Annotated in this window: 26 protein-coding genes; 8 read left to right on the forward strand and 18 right to left on the reverse strand. The window is 73.4% G+C overall.

The genetic code is table 11. The annotated features are described in order from the left end of the window. Nucleotides 1-188 precede the first annotated feature (188 nt). The 3 genes from ACZ3TI_RS28115 (at nt 189) to ACZ3TI_RS28125 (ending at nt 3780) form a co-directional block, all read left to right on the forward strand. On the forward strand, nt 189-440 hold the full coding sequence (locus tag ACZ3TI_RS28115; RefSeq protein WP_465730930.1) for a hypothetical protein: 252 nt from the start codon (nt 189-191) through the stop codon (nt 438-440). A 346-nt stretch (nt 441-786) separates the two neighbouring features. Further along, nucleotides 787-2703, forward strand: coding sequence for a lamin tail domain-containing protein (locus ACZ3TI_RS28120; RefSeq protein ID WP_465730933.1), 1917 nt, complete (start codon nt 787-789; stop codon nt 2701-2703). Nucleotides 2704-2835: 132 nt separating this feature from the next. Beyond that, entirely contained in the window at nt 2836-3780 is a 945-nt protein-coding gene (locus tag ACZ3TI_RS28125; protein ID WP_465730935.1) for a DUF5996 family protein, read from the forward strand. Nucleotides 3781-3785: 5 nt separating this feature from the next. Here ACZ3TI_RS28125 and ACZ3TI_RS28130 read toward each other — a convergent pair whose 3' ends face one another. After that, on the reverse strand, nt 3786-4145 hold the full coding sequence (locus tag ACZ3TI_RS28130; RefSeq protein ID WP_465730937.1) for a UBP-type zinc finger domain-containing protein: 360 nt from the start codon (nt 4143-4145) through the stop codon (nt 3786-3788). Nucleotides 4146-4366: 221 nt separating this feature from the next. Here ACZ3TI_RS28130 and ACZ3TI_RS28135 point away from each other — a divergent pair, with 221 nt between their 5' ends. The 3 genes from ACZ3TI_RS28135 (at nt 4367) to ACZ3TI_RS28145 (ending at nt 7550) form a co-directional block, all read left to right on the forward strand. After that, nucleotides 4367-5227, forward strand: coding sequence for an NAD(+)/NADH kinase (locus tag ACZ3TI_RS28135; protein WP_465730939.1), 861 nt, complete (start codon nt 4367-4369; stop codon nt 5225-5227). Nucleotides 5228-5359: 132 nt separating this feature from the next. Next, the gene (locus ACZ3TI_RS28140) at nt 5360-5740 is read left to right on the forward strand and encodes a gamma-glutamylcyclotransferase family protein (protein ID WP_465730941.1); all 381 of its coding nucleotides are present in this window, start codon (nt 5360-5362) and stop codon (nt 5738-5740) included. 256 nt (nt 5741-5996) lie between these two features. Then, the gene (locus tag ACZ3TI_RS28145; protein ID WP_465730943.1) at nt 5997-7550 is read left to right on the forward strand and encodes an MFS transporter; all 1554 of its coding nucleotides are present in this window, start codon (nt 5997-5999) and stop codon (nt 7548-7550) included. Between the two features lie 129 nt (nt 7551-7679). On the opposite strand, the gene ACZ3TI_RS28150 is transcribed toward ACZ3TI_RS28145, so the two are convergent. Together ACZ3TI_RS28150 and ACZ3TI_RS28155 are read right to left on the reverse strand one after the other, a co-directional pair. Continuing rightward, nucleotides 7680-8219 carry an ArsR family transcriptional regulator gene (locus ACZ3TI_RS28150; protein WP_465730945.1) on the reverse strand — a complete coding sequence of 180 codons (540 nt, stop codon included), beginning with the start codon at nt 8217-8219 and terminating at the stop codon, nt 7680-7682. A gap of 122 nt (nt 8220-8341) precedes the next feature. Then, on the reverse strand, nt 8342-8833 hold the full coding sequence (locus tag ACZ3TI_RS28155; protein WP_465730947.1) for a signal peptide protein: 492 nt from the start codon (nt 8831-8833) through the stop codon (nt 8342-8344). Between the two features lie 256 nt (nt 8834-9089). Between ACZ3TI_RS28155 and ACZ3TI_RS28160 the strand changes: the two genes are divergently transcribed. Further along, a complete protein-coding gene (locus ACZ3TI_RS28160) occupies nt 9090-9392 on the forward strand; it encodes a hypothetical protein (protein WP_465730949.1) in 303 nt (100 codons plus the stop codon). A 62-nt stretch (nt 9393-9454) separates the two neighbouring features. Further along, complete coding sequence (locus ACZ3TI_RS28165) at nt 9455-10285, forward strand: ATP-grasp domain-containing protein (protein ID WP_465730951.1); 831 nt, start codon at nt 9455-9457, stop codon at nt 10283-10285. A 30-nt stretch (nt 10286-10315) separates the two neighbouring features. On the opposite strand, the gene ACZ3TI_RS28170 is transcribed toward ACZ3TI_RS28165, so the two are convergent. From ACZ3TI_RS28170 to ACZ3TI_RS28240, 15 genes are all read right to left on the reverse strand, one after another. Then, nucleotides 10316-11041, reverse strand: coding sequence for a hypothetical protein (locus tag ACZ3TI_RS28170; RefSeq protein ID WP_465730953.1), 726 nt, complete (start codon nt 11039-11041; stop codon nt 10316-10318). Between the two features lie 80 nt (nt 11042-11121). Then, the gene (locus tag ACZ3TI_RS28175) at nt 11122-11508 is read right to left on the reverse strand and encodes a hypothetical protein (RefSeq protein ID WP_465730955.1); all 387 of its coding nucleotides are present in this window, start codon (nt 11506-11508) and stop codon (nt 11122-11124) included. A gap of 454 nt (nt 11509-11962) precedes the next feature. Then, the gene (gene hypE, locus ACZ3TI_RS28180) at nt 11963-12952 is read right to left on the reverse strand and encodes a hydrogenase expression/formation protein HypE (protein WP_465731199.1); all 990 of its coding nucleotides are present in this window, start codon (nt 12950-12952) and stop codon (nt 11963-11965) included. Nucleotides 12953-13031: 79 nt separating this feature from the next. Further along, a complete protein-coding gene (gene hypD / locus ACZ3TI_RS28185) occupies nt 13032-14162 on the reverse strand; it encodes a hydrogenase formation protein HypD (protein WP_465730957.1) in 1131 nt (376 codons plus the stop codon). Further along, nucleotides 14159-14479, reverse strand: coding sequence for a HypC/HybG/HupF family hydrogenase formation chaperone (locus tag ACZ3TI_RS28190; protein ID WP_465730959.1), 321 nt, complete (start codon nt 14477-14479; stop codon nt 14159-14161). Before ACZ3TI_RS28190 ends, hypD begins: the two co-directional genes overlap by 4 nt. A 6-nt stretch (nt 14480-14485) precedes the next feature. Next, a complete protein-coding gene (hypF, locus tag ACZ3TI_RS28195) occupies nt 14486-16804 on the reverse strand; it encodes a carbamoyltransferase HypF (protein WP_465730961.1) in 2319 nt (772 codons plus the stop codon). Next, complete coding sequence (hypB, locus tag ACZ3TI_RS28200; protein WP_465730963.1) at nt 16801-17589, reverse strand: hydrogenase nickel incorporation protein HypB; 789 nt, start codon at nt 17587-17589, stop codon at nt 16801-16803. The genes hypF and hypB overlap by 4 nt, the downstream gene beginning before the upstream one ends. A 5-nt stretch (nt 17590-17594) precedes the next feature. Beyond that, nucleotides 17595-17972, reverse strand: a complete 378-nt coding sequence (gene hypA, locus ACZ3TI_RS28205; RefSeq protein ID WP_465730965.1) for a hydrogenase maturation nickel metallochaperone HypA — start codon at nt 17970-17972, stop codon at nt 17595-17597. A 177-nt stretch (nt 17973-18149) separates the two neighbouring features. After that, on the reverse strand, nt 18150-18254 hold the full coding sequence (locus ACZ3TI_RS28210) for a DUF6893 family small protein (protein ID WP_465730967.1): 105 nt from the start codon (nt 18252-18254) through the stop codon (nt 18150-18152). After that, nucleotides 18248-18754, reverse strand: coding sequence for a hydrogenase maturation protease (locus ACZ3TI_RS28215; protein ID WP_465730969.1), 507 nt, complete (start codon nt 18752-18754; stop codon nt 18248-18250). The genes ACZ3TI_RS28210 and ACZ3TI_RS28215 overlap by 7 nt, the downstream gene beginning before the upstream one ends. Next, nucleotides 18751-20124 (reverse strand): hypothetical protein, encoded by a 1374-nt coding sequence (locus ACZ3TI_RS28220; RefSeq protein WP_465730971.1) that lies wholly within the window; start codon nt 20122-20124, stop codon nt 18751-18753. The genes ACZ3TI_RS28215 and ACZ3TI_RS28220 overlap by 4 nt, the downstream gene beginning before the upstream one ends. Further along, the gene (locus tag ACZ3TI_RS28225) at nt 20121-20783 is read right to left on the reverse strand and encodes a DUF6084 family protein (RefSeq protein ID WP_465730973.1); all 663 of its coding nucleotides are present in this window, start codon (nt 20781-20783) and stop codon (nt 20121-20123) included. Before ACZ3TI_RS28225 ends, ACZ3TI_RS28220 begins: the two co-directional genes overlap by 4 nt. After that, a complete protein-coding gene (locus ACZ3TI_RS28230) occupies nt 20780-21427 on the reverse strand; it encodes a DUF5947 family protein (RefSeq protein ID WP_465730975.1) in 648 nt (215 codons plus the stop codon). The genes ACZ3TI_RS28225 and ACZ3TI_RS28230 overlap by 4 nt, the downstream gene beginning before the upstream one ends. Then, on the reverse strand, nt 21424-21903 hold the full coding sequence (locus ACZ3TI_RS28235) for a thioredoxin (protein ID WP_465730977.1): 480 nt from the start codon (nt 21901-21903) through the stop codon (nt 21424-21426). Before ACZ3TI_RS28235 ends, ACZ3TI_RS28230 begins: the two co-directional genes overlap by 4 nt. After that, nucleotides 21900-23684, reverse strand: coding sequence for a nickel-dependent hydrogenase large subunit (locus ACZ3TI_RS28240; RefSeq protein WP_465730979.1), 1785 nt, complete (start codon nt 23682-23684; stop codon nt 21900-21902). The genes ACZ3TI_RS28235 and ACZ3TI_RS28240 overlap by 4 nt, the downstream gene beginning before the upstream one ends. Nucleotides 23685-23748: the final 64 nt, after the last annotated feature.

The raw sequence follows: 23748 nt of genomic DNA on the forward strand, positions 1-23748 counted from the left end.
CGCTCAGGCGGGCGCGGTGGTGAACAGCCGGCCGTAACCGGTGATCTCGCGTGCCGCCGCACCGGCTCCGGCCAGGTGGAGGGCGTGCCAGAACAGGACCTGATGGACCCGAAGATGGCCGTCGTCGCCCACGACCGGGGCACGGTCGAGGTCGACGAGCGCCTCGCCCCGCGCAGCCCGGTCGGCGCGTGAGTGCGGTGGGCCGGCACCGGCGACCGCCCGCACCGCAGCTGCCGGAGGACGTCGACGCCCGGCTGCGCGCCATCGCCTGCGGGCGGCCCGTCGTGGAGGAAGGGGTCGTCACCTTCCCGGAGAGCACCACCCCGTACGCCTACCGGACCGTGCACCAGCCGGACGGCGGGACCGACCGGCACCTCGTCCGCCTCGATCCCCCGCCACCACCGCTGCAACCGCCACCATCGCTGCAGCCGCCCGACTGATCGTCCCCTGGAGGAATTGCCGTGCCCGGTCCCACCGTTCGCCTCGCCTGCCCACAGGACGCCGACGAACTACTGCGCCTGCGCGTCGCGGTCCTCGACGGCGCCCGGCTCACCGACGAGTGGCGCTCCACCTTCCGTGACGACATGCGCACCCGCCTGCCTGCAGCCGCCACCCCGCGGTGCCCGTCGCACGCGTCGCGCGGCGCCCCGGTGCGCCGGACGTTCCGGTGGCCAGCAGGTGGCATTCAGCTGGAGTACACGCTGTTTCAAGCTCGCGGGGCCAGAGTTCGGCCTCGTGCCTACCTCACACTCGCGCGTCGGCGTCGCCTCCGTGTGCGCCACGGCTTTGACGTTTTCAGGACTGGTCGTCACGGGGGTGCTCGCCGCGCAGCCCGCGGCTGCCGCGGACCCGGCCGGCTACCAGAACGTTCGGATCAACGAGGTCACCTCGTCCGACAACGACACGGTGGAGCTGTTCAACGCCGGCTCGACCGCGGTGAGCATCAGCGGCTGGAAGATGTCCGACGACAGCTTCGCGCCGCAGTCGTTCAGCCCGTCCTCCAGCACGATCCCGGCCGGTGGCTTCGTCACCTTCAACTCGCCCAAGGGGCTGGGTGATGCGGACAAGCTGGTGATCTACACCTCCGACGGCACGGTGGTCGACCGGGTCGAGTGGGCCACCAACGCGGCGAAGCCGGCGATGGCGCGCTGCGGCGGCGACGGCACCGGGGCGTGGGTGACCACGACCGCGGCGACCACGTTCGGCGCCCCGAACGCCTCGGGCTGTCCGTCGTCGGTGCCGGCGGCGAGCCGGGTGCGGATCAACGAGGTCACCTCGAACGGCGCGGACACCGTGGAGCTGTTCAACGGCGGGACGAGCGCGGTCAGCATCGGCTCGTGGAAGTACGTCGACAACGACATCACCCACGCCCCGGTCTCGATCGCGTCCTCCTCCCCGAGCGCGACCAGCATCCCCGCGGGCGGCTACGTCACCTTCAACTCCACCCTCGGGCTGGGCGACAACGACTCGGTCTTCCTCCTCGACGGCAGCGGCACCACCGTCGACTCGGTGACCTGGGCGATCGACGGCGCCAAGCCGTCGGACGAGCGCTGCGCCAACGGCACCGGCTGGTTCCAGACCTCCGTGACCGCGACGCTCGGCGGCGCCAACTCCTGCTCGGGCGGGGGCGGCGGCGGTCAGACCGGCCGTCTGCTGGGCGGCGGCGGCGCGCTCACCAGCGGCTGCGCCCCCGAGGCGCCCACCGGTACGGGGTCCACGCCGGCGGGCACCCTGGCGTGGCCGGGCGGTCTGGACGTCACCATCGCCGACAACGTGTGCGCGTTCACCACGTCCACCGGCCCCGAGGGCCGTGACCTGAGCGGTCTGGCGTTCGACCCGGCGAACCCGTCGGTGCTCTGGGCGGCCAAGAACAAGAGCTGGCTGTTCAAGCTGGTCAAGAGCAACGGCAAGTGGATCCCGGACCCGTCGTGGAGTGCGACCGGCAAGCAGCTCCGCTTCGCGGGCGGCTCCGGGGAGCCGGACTCCGAGGGTCTGACCGTCGGCGGCAACGGGCACATCTACGTGACCTCCGAGCGCGACAACAGCGACAACACCGTCCCCAAGGACACGATCATGGAGTTCGACCCGGCCGCGACCGGCTCGACGCTCACGCCGATCCACCAGTGGGACATGACCTCGCAGTTCCCGCAGCTCAACACCGGCAGCAAGGACGACGCCAACCTCGGCTTCGAGGGCGTCGGCTACGTCCCGGACAGCTGGCTCACCGCCAACGGCTGGGTCGACCCGCTCACCGGCGCGGCCTACAACCCGGCGAACTACCCGCTGCACGGGTCGGGCCTGTACTTCGCCGGACTGGAGTGGGACGGCACGCTGCACGTCTACGGCCTGAACTCCGACGGCACGTTCACCACCTTCGGCACGATCGCGACCGGCAAGTCCTCCGTGATGGACGTGACCTTCGACGCCGGCACCCAGCGCATCGTCGCGACCTGCGACAACACCTGCGGCGAGACGCACACCTTCCTGAAGGTCAACACCGCCGGCGCGATCGTCCCGGACGTGACCTACACGAACCCGCCCGTCATGCCGGTCGACAACCTGGAGGGCTTCGCCCTCGCCCCGACCTCCACCTGCGTCAACGGCTTCCGCGAGGCCGTCTGGAGCGACGACGGCATCTACGGCTTCGGCACCGGTAGCTCCTCCTACGGACACTCGGTCTACAGCGGCACCTTCCCCTGCTGATCCACCCTGCCCCGCGCCCTGGAGGCGGCTCCCACCCCGGAGCCGCCTCCAGCGTCCGTCCGGCTTCCGTCTGCGCGTCCGGACCACCGCGGCCATCATGGAACCGCAGCCGACGGACAGGAGGGACACGCGATGGAGCTGTTCCCACCGATGCCGCTCGCCGAGTGGCGGGACACGAAGGAGACGCTGCACCGCTTCGCGCAGGTGGTGGGCAAGATCCGCCTCGCGGCGAGCGTGCGGCGCAACCACTGGTGGAACGTCCCCTTCCACCTCACCGGGCGCGGGATCACCACGCGGCCCATGGGACAGGTCGACGGCAACCCGATCTTCACCATCGACTTCGACTTCGTCGACCACCGACTGGTCATCGCGACGGCGGACGGCAGGACGGAGTCCTTCCCGCTCCTCGGCCAGTCCGTCGCCTCGTTCTACCGGCAGACGCTGGAGACGCTGGCGGCCTTGGACATCCGGGTGGAGATCCGGGCGCCCCGGCCCTACCGGTTGCCCGACGCCGACCGCCCGTTCGCCGAGGACTTCGAGCACGCCGCCTACGACCCCGTCCGGGCGAACCGCTCCTGGCAGGTGCTCGGCCAGGTGGGGCTGGTCCTGGAGGAGTTCGCGGCACGCTTCTCGGGAAAGGTCAGCCCCGTCCACCTGTTCTGGCACTCGTTCGACATCGCCCACACCCGGTTCTCCGACCACGCCCTCGACCAGCCCTCGCACATGGACCCGGTGACCCGCGAGGCGTACTCCCGGGAGCTGATCAGCTTCGGGTTCTGGTTCGGGGACGACAACCTGGGCGATCCGGCCTTCTACTCCTACACGACTCCCGCGCCCGCGCATCTGGCCGAGGACCCGCTCGCACCCGCATCCGCCCGGTGGACCGAGCTCAACGGCAGCCCGCTGGCGGTCCTGAGCTACGACGCGGCCCGCGCCGAGGCCGATCCGAGAGCGACCGTACTCGCCTTCTACGAGAGCGCCTACCAGGCCGGGGCCGGCCGTTCCGGCTGGGACGTCGGCGGTCTCGCATGCCCCGGTGGGATCACGGACCCGCGTCTGCCGGTCCCGCCGCTCTGAGCGTCTCAGTGCAGGTGCGCCTGCCAGTCGGCCGGAACCCGGCCCCGCGGGCCGGGCGTCGGCTGCGAGGCCGGGTGCGCGACGGGCGCCGCCAGCTCCGGCCCCTCGTAGTACTGCTCGGTCTCGATGTTCCACAGCCACGCCTCGCCCGGCTCGAAGCTGGCCAGGAACGGGTGCCCCGCCTCCCGGGCATGCCTCGTGCCGTGTTGCGAGGGTGAGGAGTCACAGCATCCGATGTGCCCGCACTCGGCGCATCGCCGCAGGTGGAGCCACCACCCCGGACCGTCCCCCGCCAGACACTCCACACACCCGTCCCCGCTCGGCCGCGCGGCGGGATCGATCCCGCGGATCGTGCTGTCAGTCATCGGACACGCCTCCCGGTGAGGGCTCGGCCGGGCGCCGGTTCGGAACGCCGCCGCCGGAGCCGAAGCCCATCGGCCGTCTCTCCGAATCCCAACCACCCGGCCCGCCCGGAGATTCCGCGACGGGCAGGGACCGGCGGTGGCCTGGGAGGCCTTGAAGGCGGCGACCGGCTGTGCGTGACTGGAGGGAGCAACAGTGGTCTGGCCGACATCGAGGTGCCCGGATGGGATTCATCGGCACGGTGGGGCTGGTGCTCCACCCCGAGCGCACCTGCGCGCCCACCGTGGAAGCCGTGGTCCGCTGGAGCCGGGCCCGGGGGACGAAGGTCCTCGGGCTGGCGGCGGAGGTGGGCCGGATCGGCTGCGAGGCCATCCCGGTCGGGGCCGAGGAGATGGCCGCTACGGCCGACCTGCTGATCAGTCTCGGCGGGGACGGCACCATGCTGCGCGCCATGCGCCTCGCGACCGGGGGCCACGCACCGGTCCTGGGCGTCAACGTCGGACGCCTGGGCTTCCTCGCCGAGGTCGACATACCGGAACTGCCCGCCGCACTGGACGCCGTCGACGCCCACCGTTTCACCGTGGAGAACCGCTCCGGCGTCCACGCCCGCTTCGGGGCCACCCAGGAGACGGCCCTCAACGACGTCGTGCTCCTGCGCAGCCCGGGACACAAGTCCGCGGCGGTCGCCGTACGGGTCCAGGGCGAGCCCTTCGTCGCCTACACCGCCGACGCGGTCGTCGTCGCCACGCCGACCGGCTCCACCGCGTACAGCTTCTCCGCCGGCGGCCCGATCGTCTCCCCCAACGCCGAGGGGCTGCTGATCACCCCCGTGGCACCGCACTCGGCGTTCAACCGCTCCGTGTTCCTCTCCAGCGGCGAGCGGCTCGATCTGGAGGTCCTGCCGCACAGCGGCGACCTCGCCGTCGAGGCCGACGGCCTCCTGGTCGGCCGCGTCTCACCGGGCGACGACGTCGAGGTGACCATGCTGCCCGCCGCCGCACGCGTCGTCCGGCTCGGCCACACCACCTTCTACCAGCGGGCCCAGCGCAAACTCCGGCTCACCGGCTCCGCGGAACACGGCTGAGCCGCCACCGCGGCGGAGCGGGCTGAACCGCTGCCCTCGGAACCCGCTGCCCTCTCAACCGCTGCCCGGGGAGGTCAGGCCGGGTGTGGCTAGGATCGTGCCACCGCCCGCCCAACCCGGAGGTCACGCCTCATGGCCGACACGGCTCCTCATCGTCTCTTCTCCTACGGCACGCTGCAGTTGGAGCAGGTGCAGCTCAGCAGCTTCGGCCGGTTGCTGGGCGGGCAGCCGGACGCACTGCCCGGGTACCGGCTGACCATGATCGAGATCACGGACCCGGACGTCATCGCCACCAGCGGCACCGATCGCCATCCCCTGGTCCTGGCGTCGAGCCAGGCCGGTGACGCCGTCGACGGCACGGTCTTCGCGATCACCGACGAGGAACTCGCCGCAGCGGACGCCTACGAGGTGGACGACTACGCCCGCCACGAGGTGGTGCTCGCCTCCGGCACCAAGGCCTGGGTCTACCTCTCCGCCGCCCACGACCCCGCCCGCGACCCTGCCGACGCCTGACGCCGCGGGTGAAGGCCTGGGGGAGGTCGCCGAGCTGCTCGCCGGTCGGGCCGATCTTCGGGTGGTGAGCGCGTCGAGGGTGGAGGGCCACTCGGCCGGTGTCCGTCGGTGACCTCGACCGGACGGGGCCGCCGCGAGGGCGTCCGGTCGTGTCGGCCCGGGTCCGGGCGGCGGTGTTGCGTACGGTCGACGGCGTCGCCACCCGGACAGCGGTCGAGGTGGACCGTCCGGATCCCCGTCGAAGGAGACCGCAGCCGTGCAACGCAAGTGGTGGACGCTCATCGCCGTCTCGGTCGCGACCTTCATGCTGCTGCTCGACATCACGGTGGTCAACGTCGCCCTGCCCTCCATCCGCAAGGACCTGGGCGCGAGCTTCACCGACCTGCAGTGGGTGTTCGACGCCTATGCGCTCTCGCTCGCCGCCCTGGTGCTGACGGCCGGTTCGCTGGCCGACCGGCTGGGCCGGCGGCGGGCGTTCGCCGCCGGGCTGGTGATCTTCTCCGGCGCCTCGCTGCTCTGCGCCCTGGCGCCGAACCCGGTGTTCCTCAACGTCTCCCGTGCGGTGCAGGGGGTCGGCGGCGCGGTGATGTTCGCGGTCTCGCTGGCCCTGGTCGCGCAGGAGTTCCCGCCCGGTCGCGAGCGCGGCACGGCGATGGGCGTCTACGGGGCGACGATCGGGGTGGCCGTCGCGGTCGGGCCGCTGGTGGGCGGGGCGCTCACCAGCTCGCTCGGCTGGGAGTGGATCTTCTACCTCAACGTGCCGATCGGAGCCGCGGCGCTCGTCGTCACCTTCCTCAAGCTGGCGGAGAGCCGGGACCCGAACGCCACCCGGATCGACTGGGCCGGGGTCGCGGCCTTCAGCAGCGGCCTGTTCCTGCTCGTCCTCGCGCTGGTGCGGGGCAACGCCGAGGGCTGGGGCAGCGCGCTGATCGTGGGGCTGTTCGCCGGCGCGGCCGTCCTGCTCGCGGTCTTCGTGCTGATCGAACGCCGCGTCCCCGAGCCGATGCTGCCGCTCGGGCTGTTCCGGCGGCAGGCCTTCACCGGGGTGCAGCTGGCCGCGTTCGCCGTCTCCAGCTCGCTGTTCGCCCTCTTCCTCTACCTGACGCTGTACCTGCAGAACTACCTCGGGCTGTCCCCGTTCGCGGCCGGTGTGCGCTACCTGCCGATCACCCTGCTGAGCTTCGTCGTGGCACCGGTGGCCGGGATCATGCTCTCCCGGGTGCCGGCCCGGCTGATGCTCTGCGTCGGTCTCGTCGCGGTCGGCGCGGGCATGCTGCTGATGGGCGACGTCCAGCCCGACGACACCTGGACCGGACTGCTGGCCGGGTTCCTGGTCGGCGGCGCGGGCGTCGGCCTGATCAACCCGGTGATCGCCGATGTCGCGGTGAGCGTGGTGCCGAAGGAGAAGAGCGGCATGGCGGCCGGGATCAACGACACCTTCCGACAGGTCGGCATCGCGGTGGGCATCGCCGTCTGGGGGGCGATCTTCGTCGGCCGGGGCTCCCACAAGGTCCGCGAGCTGGCGGCGGGCACGCCGCTCGCGGAGGGCGCCCGTCCCCGCGAGCTGATCGAGGCCGCTTCCTCCGGCAGCCTGCCGCAGGCGCTGGAGGCGATCCCCGAGCCGGCCCGGGCGGCGGCCTCGGCGGCCGCCCGGGCCGGGTTCCTCGACGGGCTCAACCTCGTGCTGCTGCTCGGCGGACTGGTCAGCCTCATCGGTGCGGCCCTCGCGCTCTGGCTGGTCCGGGAGGACCAGATCGACCGTCAGGAGGACGCGCCCCCGCTCCCGGGCCGTCACCCAGGCCCGAGCTGACTTCAAGCCGAGGCCCGCAGCATCTGCCCCGGTGGGGGGACGTTCCCGGCTCTTCGGGAGGACCTGGTGCCGCTGCCCACCGGCGAGCGCCGCCACTGCTGACCACCGAGAGCCCGAGGGCCACCGTCGTCAACCGGCCGACGTGCCGGTGAGGGCCGTGCCCGCGGCGGTGCGGAGGTGGACGGCGGTGCGGCCGGTGCGCCGGGTGGCGACGAGGCCCGCGGCACGGAGGGCGCCGAGGTGTTGGGAGACGGCGCTGGGGGTGACACCGAGACGGGTGGCGAGGTCGGGGTCGGCGATCCTGGGCAGCAGCTCGACCGGTTCGGGCAGGCTCCCGGCTCGGGCGCCCGGGGCGGCTGCGCACTCCGCCGCGACGTACGCCGGATCCGTCGCGCGCAGGCCCGCCAGCTCGGTCGCGAAGGAGGGCAGCCGCTCGTCGGGCACCGGGAACAGGAAGGAGGGCAGACAGCCTTCCAACAGGGCGTGCAGCAGCGGAAGTTCGGTATCCCGCGCGAGGACGGGCCGCGCCCGCCGCACCCAGGGCCGGTGCACGCCGTGCGCGCCGATGCCGAGTGCCGCCCGCAGTGCGAGCACCGTCTCGGCCAGCGGCGACACCGCGAACCGGACCCGGGCCACCTCGGCCGCGGACAGCCCGATCTCCACCGCCACGTACGCCCCCAGCTGATCATGTAGCGACCACGACCGCGACCTCCGCCGCACCCTCGTCCGCCACCTCCGCACCGGCCACGGCACCCCCGCCGACCGCCGCCCCTGGTGACCACCCCTCCGCATCAGCCGTACAGCGCCACCCTCGGCTGCACCGTCCCCGGCGATGCCGTCAGCACGGTGAGCCGGTAGTACTGGGTGAGCGTGTGGTGGCTGTGCAGGACCAGCTTCGCCGAGGTGAGGCTGGTGAACAGGGTGCCGGTCTGGCTGCCCAGCGCCACGGTCCGCCAGTGGCCGCCGGTCAGGACCTCGAGCTTGACGTTCTCCGGCGTGAGGAAGGGCCCCTGGTCCGGTGACTCGATCAGGATCTGCGGGGCGATGGTCTGGTCCGCCGCCGTGGGGTTGCGGTAGGTGACCGTGATCCGGTGCGCCGCGTGGTCGGTCGGCAGCGGGCTGCTGGGCAGGTCGACGAAGGCGACCGGCACGGCGGCCGCCACCGCCTGCGAGGCGGAGGCCACCGTGGCGACCGCCTCCGAGGGCAGCGTGAACGCGGCGGCCGGCAGCACGGCGAGGGCGGTCAGGGCCAGAGCCCGCCGGAGGTACTTCCTGGTCGGCATGGCGCCTCCTTCGGTCGTCGTCGGCTCCCCGGGGGTCCACCGGTCGCCGGACCGTACCCGTCCACCCTGCACTCCGACGGCGCAACGCGCATCCGCGCGCCGGGCCTGGTGGCGGAGGTGGAGCGGGAGGTCCGGATCGACCCGGACCGGCCCCGGCGGCCCCGTCGTCCCCGTCGGCCGCGGTGGCAGGGCGGGAGCGTCGGGGAGACCCTGGAGGAGCAGTGGACTGCCCGCGCCGAGCCGAGGAGGTCGCCTCGTGAGGTTCATCCAGATCATCGAGTACCGGACGAGTCGCATCGACGAGTTCAACGCCCTGCTCGACAGCTGGGTCGAGAAGAACGCGGGAAACCGTCTGGCGTCGCGGGCCCTGCAGACCCGTGACCGCGACGGCGAGAACGTGTACCTCAACATCGTGGAGTTCCCCTCCTACGAGGAGGCGATGGCGAACTCCGACCGCCCGGAGACCGCCGAGTTCGCCGCCCAGGCCGCGGCACTGTGCGACGGCCCGCCGACCTTCCGCAACCTCGACCTGCTGGACGAACGGACCTTCCAGGACTGAGGTCTCCCCTGATCCGCACCCTACGGTAGATTCGCTCCCCACCACCGACCGAGGGAGCACCCGTGCCCGATCGGCCCAGCCTGCTGTACGTGACCGACCTGGCTTACCGGGCCCGCGGACGCCGCTACGGCGACGAGGACGTCTTCCTCACCTCCCGGCTGCGGAAGTGGTTCGACCTGGCCCTGTGCCACCCGCTCGACGCCCGCGCCCTGATGGAGCGCTTCGACGCGGTCGTGGTACGCAACAGCGGACCGGTGCTGCACTACCGGGAGGAGTACGCCCGTTTCCGCGCCCGGGCGCTGGCCGCCGGCGTCCGGGTCTACAACCCGCTGACCGGCCGGGGGGACATGGCCGGGAAGCGCTACCTGCTCGACCTGACCGAGGCCGACTACCCGGTCATCCCCACCGTCGACCGTCCGCAGGACCTCGACCGGCTGCCCGCCGCCGACCGCTACGCGGTGAAGCCCCGGGAGGGCGCCGACAGCATCGGCCTGCGCTTCCTCACCCGCGCCGAGCTGGACGGCCCGGACGGTCCCGAGTGGGGCGAGGTGCTGGTCCAGCCGCAGATCGACTTCCGGTACGAGGTCTCGTTCTACTTCGTCGACGACACCTTCCAGTACGCCCTCCACGCACCCGACCCGGCCAAGCGCTGGGTGCTGGAGCCGTACGCACCGAGCGCGGCCGACCTCGAGTTCGCGCGGCGCTTCGTCGCCTGGAACACGCTCGACCAGGGGATCCAGCGGGTGGACGCCTGCCGGGCGCCGGACGGGCGCCTGCTCCTGGTCGAGCTGGAGGACCTCAACCCCTACCTGTCCCTCGACCTGCTCCCCGCGGAGACCCGGGAGCGCTTCGTCCGAGCCATGGCGGACTCCCTGCGCCGCTTCCTGAACTGACCCGGGGCCGTACCGCCCGCCCGGGTCCCACTACCGGGGGACGCCCCCGATGAAGTCCTTCAGGGCGTCCATCCGGGTCCGCCGGCCGGGCGGGTAGCGCCGCAGCGCGCGCTCGGCCCGGCGCGAGCCCGGCGGGTAGCGCCAGCGGGCCCACGGCGATTCGGGCTTGGCCAGCCGCAGGCTGGCGACCATCGAGACCAGGGGCACCAGCAGCCCGATCACCCCGAGCGCCGTCTTGCCCTTGAGGATCGCTCCGACGGAGAACAGCAGGTCGATGAGCAGCACCACGGCCAAGGTCACGTGGGCGGAGGTGCCCCGGCCGGTGTCGGCGAACGGGTTGACCCCGGCGACCAGCAGCAGGCCGACCGCCACCGCCAGGAACGCCGCGTCGACGGACTTGCGACCCTCGCGCGCCCAGTAGACGTCCTCCAGGTGCAGCCACAGCGCGTACTCGTCGAGGGTGAGCGCGGCGCCGGCTCCGAAGAGCGCGGCCAGGATCTGCGCACCCGGCGTGTCCGGGCGGTAGGCGAACTCCATCGCGCCGGCCACCAGCATCGCGAGGATGCCGTACACCTGGTGGTGCACGTGGGTGCCGCCGACCTCGACGTTGCGGAAGGGCCCGCGCCCGGCCCGGATCAGCCGGGTGATCACGCGGGTGCCCACGAAGGTGAGCACGAACGCGCCGACCATCCACAGGCCGATGCCGTGGTTGGGCGCGGTCACGACCACTTCCACCTCGGAGTCCGCGGAGCGCACGGTCGGTCCTCCCCTGCTCTTCGTGTCGGGATCAGGCGGAAGGGGCCCGCAGGGCGGGCCCCTTCCGGCTCATGTCGGTGTCACAGGGCGCTGGTGATCTGGGTGGTGGTGGGCGTCGGGTTGTTCCAGCCCCACGACGCGAGCTTGGTCGGATCGGTGGTCGAGCCGGTGACGATCTGGTTCCCGCCGGTCAGGAAGGTGGCGTAGAGCGTGCCGTTGCGGCCGAAGTCGATCGTCTGGTCGTTCGGCCCGCCCGCGGTGTTCGCCACGCCCGGGGGCGGCGGGATGGTCGCCTCGTCGTTCCAGGTGATCTCGCCGTCGGCGGAGTAGAGCAGGTCGGCGTTGTTGTTCCACGGGAACGTGAAACGGGTGATCGCGATCTGCTTGGGGTCGGTCGGGTTCACCGCGATCGAGGCTTCCCCGAACGTGGTGGCGCCGACCGCCGCGTCCACGTCGACGACGTACACGCCCGGCGCCCTGACGGCCGGCCGCACCCTCCTCGGACTCGTCGGTTCGGTCCGCGGCGAACGGTCCGGCGGCTGGTCGCTGCCGCCCTGGACCACGGGTGCCGGTGTCGACGGGCTCCCGGCCGCCACGCGTGCGCCGACACCAGGGCCGGACCGGCGGCCAGGGAGAGCGCCAGTACCGCGGTGAGCGGCCGTCCGAAGGCGACCGGGCGCGGTCGAGGTCTTGCGGGTTCCACCGATGGCTCCTTCCGGACGGACACGAGTGGTCACAGTGTCCGGAGCACTGAACCCGAACAGCCGCAGGGCGCGTGCGCCCTACACTCGTTCGCCCGCCGAATCACCCCCTTCGGCCGAGCGGCGCACGCCTGGGGCCATGCCCGGGACACGCCACCGCCCCGGGAGCCGGGCTCCCGGGGCGGCACGGCCAGGCATGCCTGGCATGCCTGGCGCAGCGTCAGCAGATCCGCGGCAGCTGCTCCCCCATCGGCAGGTCCACCACCCGGGTGCCGCCGAAGCCGGTCCGGGCGACGACCATGCCGGGGTGGTCCGCGACGCACTCGCCGATCACCACCGCCTCCGCGCCGAGCGGGTGGGCGCGCATGGCGGCGAGGACCGCGTCCGCCTCCCGCCGCGGCACGAAGGCGACGAGCTTGCCCTCGTTGGCGACGTACATCGGGTCCAGCCCCAGCAGGGCGCAGGCATTGGCCACGGCCTCGGGTACGGGGACGGCCCGCTCGCTCAGCGTCACGCCCACCCCGGCGGCGGCCGCGATCTCGTTGAGGGCTGCCGCCAGCCCGCCCCGGGTGGGGTCGCGCAGCACGTGCAGGTCAGGGGTGACCGCCAGCATCGCCTCGACCAGGCCGCCGAGCGCCGCGCAGTCGCTGCGCACCTCGACCCCGAACTCCAGTCCCTCCCGGACGCTCATGATCGCGATGCCGTGCAGCCCGATCGGCCCGCTGACGATCACCACGTCGCCGGGGGCGGCCCGCTGCGGCCGGATGTCGACCCCCGGGGCCACCAGCCCGATGCCGGCGGTGTTCAGGTAGACGCCGTCCCCGTGCCCGGCCTCGACCACCTTGGTGTCCCCGGTGGCCACCTCGACCCCGGCGGTGCGGGCGGCGGCGCCGAGCGCCCTGGCCACCCGGTCGACCACGGCCATCTCCACCCCCTCCTCCAGGATGAACCCGCAGGAGAGGTACGCCGCCTTGGCCCCGCTCATCGCGAGGTCGTTGACGGTGCCGTTGACGGCGAGGTCGCCGATGCTGCCGCCCGGGAAGAACAGCGGCCGCACCACGTAGGAGTCGGTGGAGAAGGCGAGCCTGGCCCCGCCGAGTTGCACCACGGCGGAGTCGCCGAGCCCGGCGAGGACCGGTCCGCCGAAGGCCGGCGCGAAGAGGTTCTCCACCAGTTCGGCGGACATCGCCCCGCCGCCGCCGTGCCCCATCACCACCCGGGGGTGGTCGCGCAGCGGCAGCGGGCAGCTCCAACCGGAGAAGTCGGGCGCTGCGGTGAGGATCTCGGTGTCAGCCAACGGGGCTCACCTCTTCCGTGACGACCGGCGTCGGCGTGCTCAGCCGCCGGTAGAGGTAGTACGCGGCGCAGGCGCCCTCGCTGGAGACCATGGTGGCGCCGAGCGGGGTGCGCGGGGTGCAGACCGTGCCGAAGGCCTCGCACTGGTGGGGCTTCAGCAGGCCCTGCAGCACCTCGCCGCTGCGGCAGGCGGCGGGCTCGCGGGTGGTGATCCCGGCGACGTCGAAGCGGTGTTCGGCGTCGTGGTCGCGGTAGCGCGGCGAGAGCCGCCAGCCGCTCTGCGGGATCACGCCGATGCCCCGCCAGGCGCGGTCGGCGACCTCGAAGACGTCCTCCAGCATGGCGCGCGCGGCAGGGTTGCCCTCCGGCCGTACGGCCCGCGGGTACGCGTTGTCGACGGTGTGTTCCCCCCGCTCCAACTGCCGTACGGTGCGCCGGATCCCCTCCAGGATGTCGAGCGGCTCGAAGCCGGTGACCACGATCGGCACCCGGTGGCGATCGGCGAGCGCCGGGTACTCCTCGGTGCCCATCACGCTGCACACGTGCCCGGCGGCGAGGAAGCCCTGGACGCGGCAGTCCGGCGACTCCATGATCGCGTCGATCGCCGGGGGCACCCGGACGTGCGAGACCAGCATGCTGAAGTTGCGCAGGCCCTGCTCGCGGGCCAGGTGGACGGCCATCGCGTTCGGCGGCGCGGTGGTCTCGAAGCCGATGCCGAAGAAGACCACCTCGCGGTCCGGGTTCTCCCGTGCGATCCGCAGCGCGTCGAGCGGCGAGTAGACCACCCGGACGTCGCCGCCCTCGCCGCGGACCCGGAACAGGTCGCGGTCGGTGCCGGGCACCCGCAGCATGTCCCCGAAGGAGCAGAAGACCACCTCCGGCCGGGCGGCGATCGCCAGCGCGCGGTCGATCACCTCCAGCGGGGTGACGCACACCGGGCAGCCCGGGCCGTGGATCAACTCGACCTCGTCCGGCAGGAGTTGGTCGATGGCGTGCCGGATGATGCTGTGCGTCTGACCGCCGCAGACCTCCATCAGCGCCCACGGCCGGGTGACCGTCGCCCTGATGTCCGCGAGCAGGCCCTCCGCCAGCTCCGGGTTCCGGAACTCCTCCAGGTACTTCATCGTCCGCCCTCCTCGACCTCTCGTGCCGGGTCCGACTTCCCCGCCGTCCCCATGGCCCCCGCCGCCTCCCAGGGGTCTCCGAACTCCTCCTGCAGCAGCCCGAGTTCCTCGAACAGGGCGAGGGTGCGCCGCGCCGACTCCTCGTCCAGCCGTTGCAGCGCGAAGCCCACGTGGACGATGGCGTAGTCGCCCACCTCCAGGTCGGGCAGGTACTCCAGGCACACGTCCTTGACCACTCCGCCGAAGTCCATGACCGCCATCCGGGTCCCGTCGCGTTCCCCGATCTCCGTCACCCTGCCGGGCACCGCCAGGCACATCCGCTCTCACTCCTCCCGGGCGGCCGCCGACCGGGCGGCCACCATCAGCTGGCCGAGCGCCAGCCCTCCGTCGTTGGGCGGCACCCGGCGGTGCCGCAGCACGGTGAACCCGTCCGCCCCGAGGCCGCTCGCGCAGGCCGAGGAGAGCAGGGCGTTGGCGAAGACTCCGCCGCTGAGCGCCACCGTCGTCGTGCCGTACCGCTCCCGGACGGCCGCGCAGACCCGCCGGACCAGGCCGGCGACCGCGGCGTGGAAGCGCGCGGCGACCAGCCCGACGGGCGCTCCCGCGGTCACGTCCGCCACCACCGCGGCCAGCACCGGCGCCGGGTCGGCGATCCAGCCGCCGTCCCGGGTGGGCAGCCCGAACCGGTAGCCCTCCGCCGGGCCGAACCCGGCCGCTGCCGCCTCCAGTTCGATCGCCGCCTGGGCCTCGTACCCGGCCCGCTGGCAGATCCCGGCGAGCGAGGAGACCGCGTCGAAGAGCCGGCCCATGCCGGAGCTCGGCACGCAGTTCAGCCCGCGCTCCAACTGCCGCTCCAGCAGCCGCAGTTCCTCCGCCGAGCAGGCGGCGACCGGCGGTAGCCCGGGCGTCCAGGGCAGTCCGGCGGCGCGCAGGTGCGCCAGCGCCGTCCGGTACGGGCGCTCCACCGCCGCGTCCCCGCCGGGCAGCGGTACGGAGGCGAGGTGGGCGAGTCGGCGGAACCCGTCGTAGTCGGCGAGCAGCACCTCGCCGCCCCAGATCGCGCCGTCCTCACCGTAGCCGGTGCCGTCGAAGGCCAGGCCGAGCACCGGACGGCTGCCGTCGAGGCCGTGCTCGGCCATCACGGCGGCGATGTGCGCGTGGTGGTGCTGCACCTGCCGCACCGGGCGGCCGGCGGCGGTCCGCTGGGCGTGCCGGACCGAGCGGTAGCCGGGGTGCCGGTCGGTGACCAGCAGTTCCGGCCGCACCCCGCTGACCGTGCCGAGCTGCTCGACCGCGCGGTCGAAGGCGCGCAGCGTGGCCAGGTCGTCCATGTCCCCGATGTGGCCGGAGAGCCAGGCGTAGCCGTCCCGGGCCAGCGCGAAGGTGTTCTTCAGGTCTCCCCCGACCGCGAGCACCGGGCGGACGGGCACCGGCAGCGGGAGCGGCAGCGGCGCGTACCCGCGCGAGCGGCGCAGCGGCAGCTGCTCGCCGTCCACCACCCGCACCACCGAGTCCTCGCAGGGCACGTGGATCGGCCGGTCGTGGGTGAGCCAGCCGTCGACCAGCGGGGCGAGCCGGTCCAGTGCCTCCCGGTCGTCGGTGACGATCGGCTCGCCGGAGAGGTTGGCACTGGTCATCACCAGCAGGTCCGGCCCGGGCGCGGCGAGCAGCAGGTGGTGCAGCGGGGTGTACGGCAGCATCACCCCGAGGTCGGGGCTGCGCGGGGCGACCGCCTCGAACCCCGGCGGCGGGGCGCCGGGGCGGCGCAGCAGGACGATCGGCCGGACCGGACCGGTGAGCAGTTCCCGCTCGACCGGGCCGAGCGGCAGCAGGCCCTCCACGGTGGCGAGGTCCCGGGCCATCAGGGCGAAGGGCTTGTCGCCGCGCCGCTTGCGCCGGCGCAGCAGGGCGACGGCTTCGGCGTCGCGCGCGTCGCAGGCCAGGTGGTAGCCGCCGATGCCCTTGACGGCGAGGACCGCCCCGGCGGCCAGCAGTCGGCGGGCTCCGCTGAGGGCGTCCTCCCCGGCGAGGTCGGCGCGCCCGGGCACGGTCAGCGCGAGCCGCGGCCCGCAGGCGTGGCAGGCGACGGGCTGCGCGTGGAAGCGCCGGTCGGCCGGGTCGGTGTACTCCCGGGAGCAGTCCGCGCACATCGGGAAGCCGGCCATGGTGGTGTTGGCGCGGTCGTACGGCAGGCCGGTGACGATGGTGTGCCGGGGGCCGCAGTTGGTGCAGCTGATGAAGGGGTGCCGGTGGCGGCGGTCGGCCGGGTCGGCGAGTTCGGCGAGGCAGTCGGCGCAGACGGCGACGTCGGGCGGGATCAGGGTGGCCCGGGGTCCGTCGGTCCGCGACGGGGTGATGGCGAAGCCGGTCGCCCCGGTGGCGGTGAGCGGCGTGTGGTCGACGGAGGCCACGTGCGCCAGCGGCGGCGCGTCCCCGGCCACCCGTCGGCAGAACTCCTCGACCGCCGCCCGGCTGCCCTCGACCTCGGCCAGCACGCCCTCGCCGGTGTTGGTGACGCTGCCGGCCAGTCCGAGTTCACCGGCCAGGGTGAAGACGAAGGGCCGGAAGCCGACCCCTTGGACGAGGCCGCGGACGGCGACCCGCCGCCGCTCGCGGTCGAGCTCCGGGTGACCGGCCGTCACGGGGCCTCCCCGACCACCGCGTGCCCGTGCCCGTGCCCGTGCCCGTGTCCGTGCCCGTGCCCGTGCTCGTGCCCGTGCTCGTGTCCGTGCCCGTGGGGCGCGGCAGCCATCACCGGCCGGTGCGGCTCGGCACCGCCCAGGACGGCCGACGCCCGCTCCAGCAGCGCCCCGACGCCCTCACCGGTGCGGGCGGAGGTGTGCACCACCTCCACCCCCGGGTTGACCCGCCGGACGTTCGCCGTGAACGCGGCCTCGTCGAACTCGGCCGCCGCGGCGAGGTCGGTCTTGGTCACCAGCACCAGGTTGGCCAGCCCGAACGCGGTCGGGTACTTCAGCGGCTTGTCCTCGCCCTCGGTCACCGAGGCCAACACCACCCGCAGCGACTCCCCGAGGTCGTACGAGGCGGGGCAGACCAGGTTGCCGACGTTCTCCACGAACAGCAGCCGGCAGTCCTGCGGCAGCCAGCCGTCCAGGTGCCCGGCGAGCATCCGCGCCTCCAGGTGGCAGAGCCCGTCGGTGAGGACCTGCTTGACCGGCACGCCGGAACGGGCCAGCCGCAGCGCGTCGTTCTCGGTGGCGAGGTCGGCGGTCAGCGCGGCGACCGGCACCCCGCGCCGCCGGGCCAGCCCCAACTCGGCTTCCAGCAGGGCGGTCTTGCCGCTGCCCGGGCTGGAGAGCAGGTTCACCGCGACCGTGCCCCGGGCGGCCAGTGCGGCCCGCAGCTCGCGGGCGCTGTCGTCGTTGCGGGCGAGGACCGCCTGGCGGAGGTCGACCGTGCGGCACATCGGCATCAGCCTTTCTGTTCGACCGGGACGTCCGGGCGCTCGGCCCACTCGACGTCGAGGATCTGGAGCTCGCGTCCGGACAGCAGCTCGACGCCGCCGCCGGTGCAGCTCGGGCAGCCGAGGTCCGGCGGCATGCCGACGGCCCACTCGGTGTCACAGGGCACGCAGCGGGCCCGCGCCTCGACCGGCTCGGTGTGCAGCACCGCGCCCTCCACCAGCGTTCCGGCGCAGACCAGTTCGAAGCAGAAGTCGAGCGCCTGCGGGACGACGCCCGCCAAGTCGCCCACCTGCAGCCGCACCCGCGCCACCCCGGGGGCCCCGTGTTCGCGCGCGGCCGCGTCCACCTGCTCGACGACGGCGGCGGCGATCGACATCTCGTGCATGGGTCCCTTCCCACGGCGGGCGGCAACGGGCCGGGCTCCGGCGGGCGACGGGTCGGGCTTCGGCGTCGACGGGCCGGGCTTCGGAGACGCGCCCCATTACAAGGCGCGACGGCGGCGACGGCTCGAAGCCGCGCCGCCACCGCGCCCGGGGCTGCGCCGTTCGCAGCAATGCGCCGCTCACATGCGCGAGATCCGCAGGTACCGCTTGATGTCCGGCAGGCTCTGCCAGACCAGGGCGCCGATCCCGGCCAGCAGGGCCGCGCAGAACAGTTTCCTCAGCATGGTGTCGTCTCCTTCTCCGGCTGCGTGGCCTCGTCCACGACCCGCAGGACCACTCGGACCGCCTCCTCGACGGCGGCGGCGACGGGGGCGCTCAGTCCGATGCCCTCCTCCAGGGAGGCCGGCTCGCAGCCGACCACCAGCACTCGCCCGGGCGGTTCGCCGCCGGTGCCGGCGGCGAGCGTGGCGAGCAGTGCGAGCACGGCGTCCGGCCCCATCCGGTGCCCGTCCAGCAGCGGCTCCGCCGACGAGTCGGCGGCCGCCTCGATCAGGTACACCGTGCCGGGCGCCCCGCCGCGGCGGGTGGCGTCCACCAGGACGGCGGTCCGGTAGCCGTCGAGCAGCCGGTACGCGAGGTCCACCCCGCGCACGCCGACGTCGACCACCTCCACGCCGTCCGGCAGCGGGTGCGCGGACAGCCGCCGGACGGTCTCCACGCCGAACCCGTCGTCGCCGAGGAAGATGTTGCCCACCCCGGCGACCAGCACCCCGCTCCCGCTCACGACTCCTCCAGCGGGGTGACCTCGTCGGGCTGGAAGTAGCGGAACCGGCCCTGGGCCCGCCAGAGGTCGGCGCCCGGGTCGTCCTCCACCGTGACGGCCAGGTGCACCGAGCCGTCGACGTCGTGCAGCACAGCCTCCACCACGCCGGTGCGCCCGTCCAGGAAGAGGTCCTGGGCGTCGGTGCGCCGCCGCCCGGGCCGCAGCAGGACCCGGCTCCCGGCGCCGACCGACCGGCCGTCGACCAGGACCCGGTCCCGCTCGGGGTCGACCCCCGGGTCGCCGCCCGGGTCCCACCAGGGCTGCTGCCCGTCGTCGGCGCCCCCGGTGAGCTCGCGCAGCCCGCGGATGGCGCCGTGCAGGCGCTCCAGCACCTCGGGCGGCATGGAGTCCGCGAGGTCGATCACGGCCGCGGCCCGTTCGTCGGTGCCCCGGGCCTCCCGCTTCTCCTCCTCGGTCAGGGCGGCCGTCCGCAGCGCGAGGATCTCGTCGATCTCGGTGGCGTCGTACAGCGTGCCGAGGCTCTCCGGGGCCACCTTCGGGTGGTCCTCCAGGATGATCGGCGAGGACAGCACCACCCGGGACTCGCCCTCCGGCCCGGCCAGTACGGGCCAGGTGTGCCGGTTGCGGCACCGGTCGACGGCCGCACGGGCCCACTCGGGCGGATCGGTGGCCGACACGAACCGGCCGTGCTCCAGCCCGATCAGCAGGTGCGCGGAGACCAGGGAGCGGGGCAGCGCCTCCTCCCGGCTCGCCCGCCGGGGCGGCACCCAGGTGGAGACGTTCTCCACCACCGCCGTCAGGCGCTGCGCCCGGAACGGCCCGGGCAGGTCCTCGGCGGTCAACCGCACCAGGCCGTCGACCTGTTCGCGTCGGCGCATCAGCCGTCCGACGGCGGTGCCGTGCTCGCGCAGCAGTTCGGTCTCGCCGACGCCCGGCAGCCGGAACGCCCGCTGGACCCCGCCGCCGGCCATCAACTCCTCGACCTCCAGCAGGAGTTCGACCCGCTCCAGGACACCCTCGTTCCACTCCACCAGCACCCGGTCGGCGAGCTCCAGCCGCTCGACCGGCTCGAACCCGCCGGCGGCCGTCGCCTGTTCGACGGTGCGCCGCTGCACCCGCAGGAAGCGCAGCTCGACCGCCAGCCGGTCCTCGCCGCGCGCTTCCATGACGCACTCGGTGCGCTGGTGCGAGTGCTCGCCGCCCTGCGCGGTGTACTCGGGCGGCACCAGGACGCCGAACTGCCAGCGCAGCCGGTTCTTCGCCGCCGAGGCGCGGTACGGGTAGAGCACGTAGCCCTCCAGCAGCACGGCGTCGGCGACCTGCCGGGCGGCGGCGAAGCCGCGCTCGATCACGGCCGGGTAGCCGCTCACCGGGCCGCCTCCCCGATCGTGGCCGGCTCCTCGGCCGCGGCCGCCGCCAGCAGCTCACGCACCGTCGCCTCCCAGGAGGGCAGGGCCCGCCGGGAGCGGTAGGCCAGCAGTCGGTCCATCAGATCGTCGGGCAGGCGCAGCCAGCCGCAGCCGGGGAAGTGCTGGTCGATCGCCTCCCGCCAGACCCGCACCGGCATGCGTACCGGGACCTCCTTGTCCCAGGGCACCGGGGCGACCTGGAAGCCGCCCGGCCCGACGAAGGCGGTGCCGGAGAAGAGCAGCAGCAGTGGTACCTCGCCGCCGTCGAGCGCCCGGAAGTAGCGGGCGGAGGCGACCTCCAGGTCGTAGCTGCACGGCACCGCGAGGTCGGTCTCGGTCTCGCCGGTGAAGCCGGGCACCAGCAGCGGCACGGTGGCGAACTGGATCGGGTGGAGCGTGCTCGCCCAGCGCTCCCGTTCGCCGAACAGGTCGGCCAGCCGCCCGCCCTCCGGCTCGGCGTAGGAGCGGCGGACCGGTTCGATCCGCAGCTGGCAGCGCAGGGCGAGGGCGTGCACCCGGGTGTCGGGCGGCGCGGTGATCCGCAGCCGGAACACCAGGGTCGGCGCGGCCGCGTACGGGTCGGCGCGCACGCCGGTGCAGGCGAAGCCGAGCTCCGTCATGCCGTCACCTCCGCGGGCAGCGGGCGGGCCCGGGCGGCCAGGCGCTCGAAGAACGCGTCGAGTTCGGCCCGGGCCTCGGCGCCGCCGTCGAAGCCGTGCCGGCAGCGCCGCAGCCGGCCGACCAGCTCGTAGCAGACGTCGATCGGCACCAGGAAGCACTCGACGCGCTGCTCGGCGCGGCGCAGCAGCAGCGCCTCGACGTCCGGTTCCAGGGCCGCGGCCAGCCGGCTGCCGCCGAGAGTGCGTTCCCAGGCCTCCTCGTCCACCTCGCTCTCGGTGGCACCGGCCGGGCCCGGGTAGCAGGCGAACAGTTGGTCCAGTACGGCGTTGCGGAACAGGAACGCGGTGCCGACCGGGATGCCCAGCGCCGACCAGGCCCGCTCGTCCAACCCGCCGTCGGGGTCGGCGAGGTAGCGCTCCGGCACGGTCCGGTAGCGGCCGCCGGCCGCACCGGGCTGCTGGAACAGCAGGGCGCAGCCGGTGCAGGTGCAGGCCAGGGCGCGCTCCTCGACGTCCACCAGGTGGCGGTGGCCGGCGGGCAGGTCCCGGCCGCAGAAGCCGCACTGCTCGGGGCGCGGCGGCGCCGGCTCGCGCAGCCGGCGCAGCAGGGCCGTCCCGTCGCGGGAGATCCGCCGGGTGTTCATCGGGCCTCCGCGGTCTGCGGCGGGCGGGTGCCGATCTGCAGCAGCTTCGGGGCGCGTTCCAGCTCCAGGGACGTCACCTCGGGGGCGTGGCAGGCGAGGGCGGCCTCGACGTCCCCCTCCGCGAGGCCGCAGCCGCAGCCGGAGGAGGGGGCGGTGCGGCGCAGCCGCAGGACGCCGCTGGCCGGGTCGAAGCCGAGCACCTCGACCCGTTCGGGCAGGGCCGCGAGCGCCCGGTCGATCCGGGCGGCGACGGGCTCGGGGTGCAGGTCGTGCAGGAGCAGCAGCCCGGCCACCGCCGGGTCGTCCAGCATCCGTTCCAGGGCGGGCGGCGGCAGCGCGGGGACGATCCTGGTGAGCCCCTGGCCGTAGAAGTCCATCAGGTCGCGGACCAGTTGCTCGCCGGCCTGCTCGACGCCGCTGCCGGCCAGGGCGTCCAGCGCCTCCTGGATCCGCAGCCCGGTCTGCTCGGCGGTCATGCGGTGAGCCCGCTCAGGCCGGTGGGCACGTGCATGGTCTGCAGGGTGCGTCCGCCGACGTACATGTGCACGCCGCAGGGCAGGCAGGGGTCGAAGCTGCGCACGGTGCGCATGATGTCGATGCCCTTGAAGTCCTCCGGGGAGTTCTCCTCGAAGATCGGGGTGTTCTGCACCGCGTCCTCGTACGGTCCCGGCGTGCCGTAGCTGTCGCGGACGCTGGCGTTCCACGGGGTGGGCGGGTACGGGTGGTAGTTGGCGATCTTCCCGTCGCGGATCACCATGTGGTGCGAGAGCACGCCGCGCACGGCCTCGGTGAAGCCGCAGCCGATCGACTCGTCCGGCACCTCGAAGCGCTCCCAGGTCTGGCTGCGCCCGGCCCGGACCTCGTCGAGCGCCTTCTCGGCGAAGTGCAGGGCGGCCGCGGCCGCGTAGGCCTGGAAGTAGGTGCGGGCGCGGTTGCGTTCGAGGGCGTTGCTCCACTGCGGGATCTTCCACTCGAAGGTGACCTCGGGCTTGGTCATCGAGCGGGGCAGGTTGATCTGCACGCTGTGCCCGGTCGCCTTGACGTAGCCGATGTCGACCAGCCCGGACAGCGCGGTGGACCACAGCCGGGCGATCGGGCCGCCGCCGGTGTCCAGGGCGAGGTGGTCCTTGCCGTCGAACCAGCGCGGGGACATCACCCAGCTGTACTTGTCGTCGAAGTTCCGCTTCTGCGGCTGCGGGATGGTGTGCTGGTTCCAGGGGTGCCGGGGGTCGACCGGGTTGCCCAGCGGGTCGTGGGTGACGAAGAGCTCCTTGCCCTGCCAGTCCTCGTAGTAGGAGCTGCCGAGCAGGATCCGGATGCCGAGGTTGATCTGCGTCAGGTCGTTGGTGACGAGCTTTCCGTCCACGACGACGCCGGGGGTGACGAACATCCTGCGGCCCCAGTCCGTCATGTTGCGGTACGTGAAGTCGCAGTGGTCCGGGTCGTTGAGGCTGCCCCAGCAGCCGAGCAGCACCCGCCGTCGGCCGACCTCCTCGTAGCCGGGCAGCGCCTGGTAGAAGAAGTCGAACAGGTCGTCGTGCAGCGGCACGACCTTCTTCATGAACTCGACGTAGCGCATCAGCCGGGTCAGGTAGTCGGTGAACAGCTGCACCGTCGCGACCGTGCCGACGCCGCCCGGGTAGAGCGTGGAGGGGTGCACGTGGCGGCCCTCCATCAGGCAGAACATCTCCCGGGTGTACCGGCTGACCTGCAGCGCCTCGCGGTAGAACTCGCCCTCGATCGGGTTGAGCGAGCGCATGATGTCGGCGATCGTCTTGTAGCCGTGGTCGCCGGCGTGCGGCGCCTCGGTGCGCTCGGCCAGTTCCAGGACGCCCGGGTTGGTCTCGCGGACCATCTTCTCGCAGTAGTCGACCCCGACCAGGTTCTCCTGGAAGATGTTGTGGTCGAACATGTACTCGGCGGCCTCGCCGAGGTTGATGATCCACTCACCGAGGTGCGGGGGTTTCACCCCGTACGCCATGTTCTGGGTGTAGACCGAACAGGTGGCGTGGTTGTCGCCGCAGATCCCGCAGATCCGGCTGGTGATGAAGTGGGCGTCGCGCGGGTCCTTGCCGCGCATGAAGACGCTGTAGCCGCGGAAGACCGAGGAGGTGCTGTAGCACTCGGCGACGCGCTTCTGCTTGAAGTCGATCTTCGTGTGGATGCCGAGGCTGCCCACGATCCGGGTGATCGGGTCCCAGGACATCTCGGTCAGGCCGCTGCCGTCGCCGGCCGCCCTGGTCGTCGGTGTTGCCATCGTGTCTGTGGTGTCCTTCTCTGAACGGGGGCGGGGGCGGCGGCGACGGGCCGCACACCGCGAC

The organism is Kitasatospora sp. NPDC023120, from assembly GCF_055560835.1.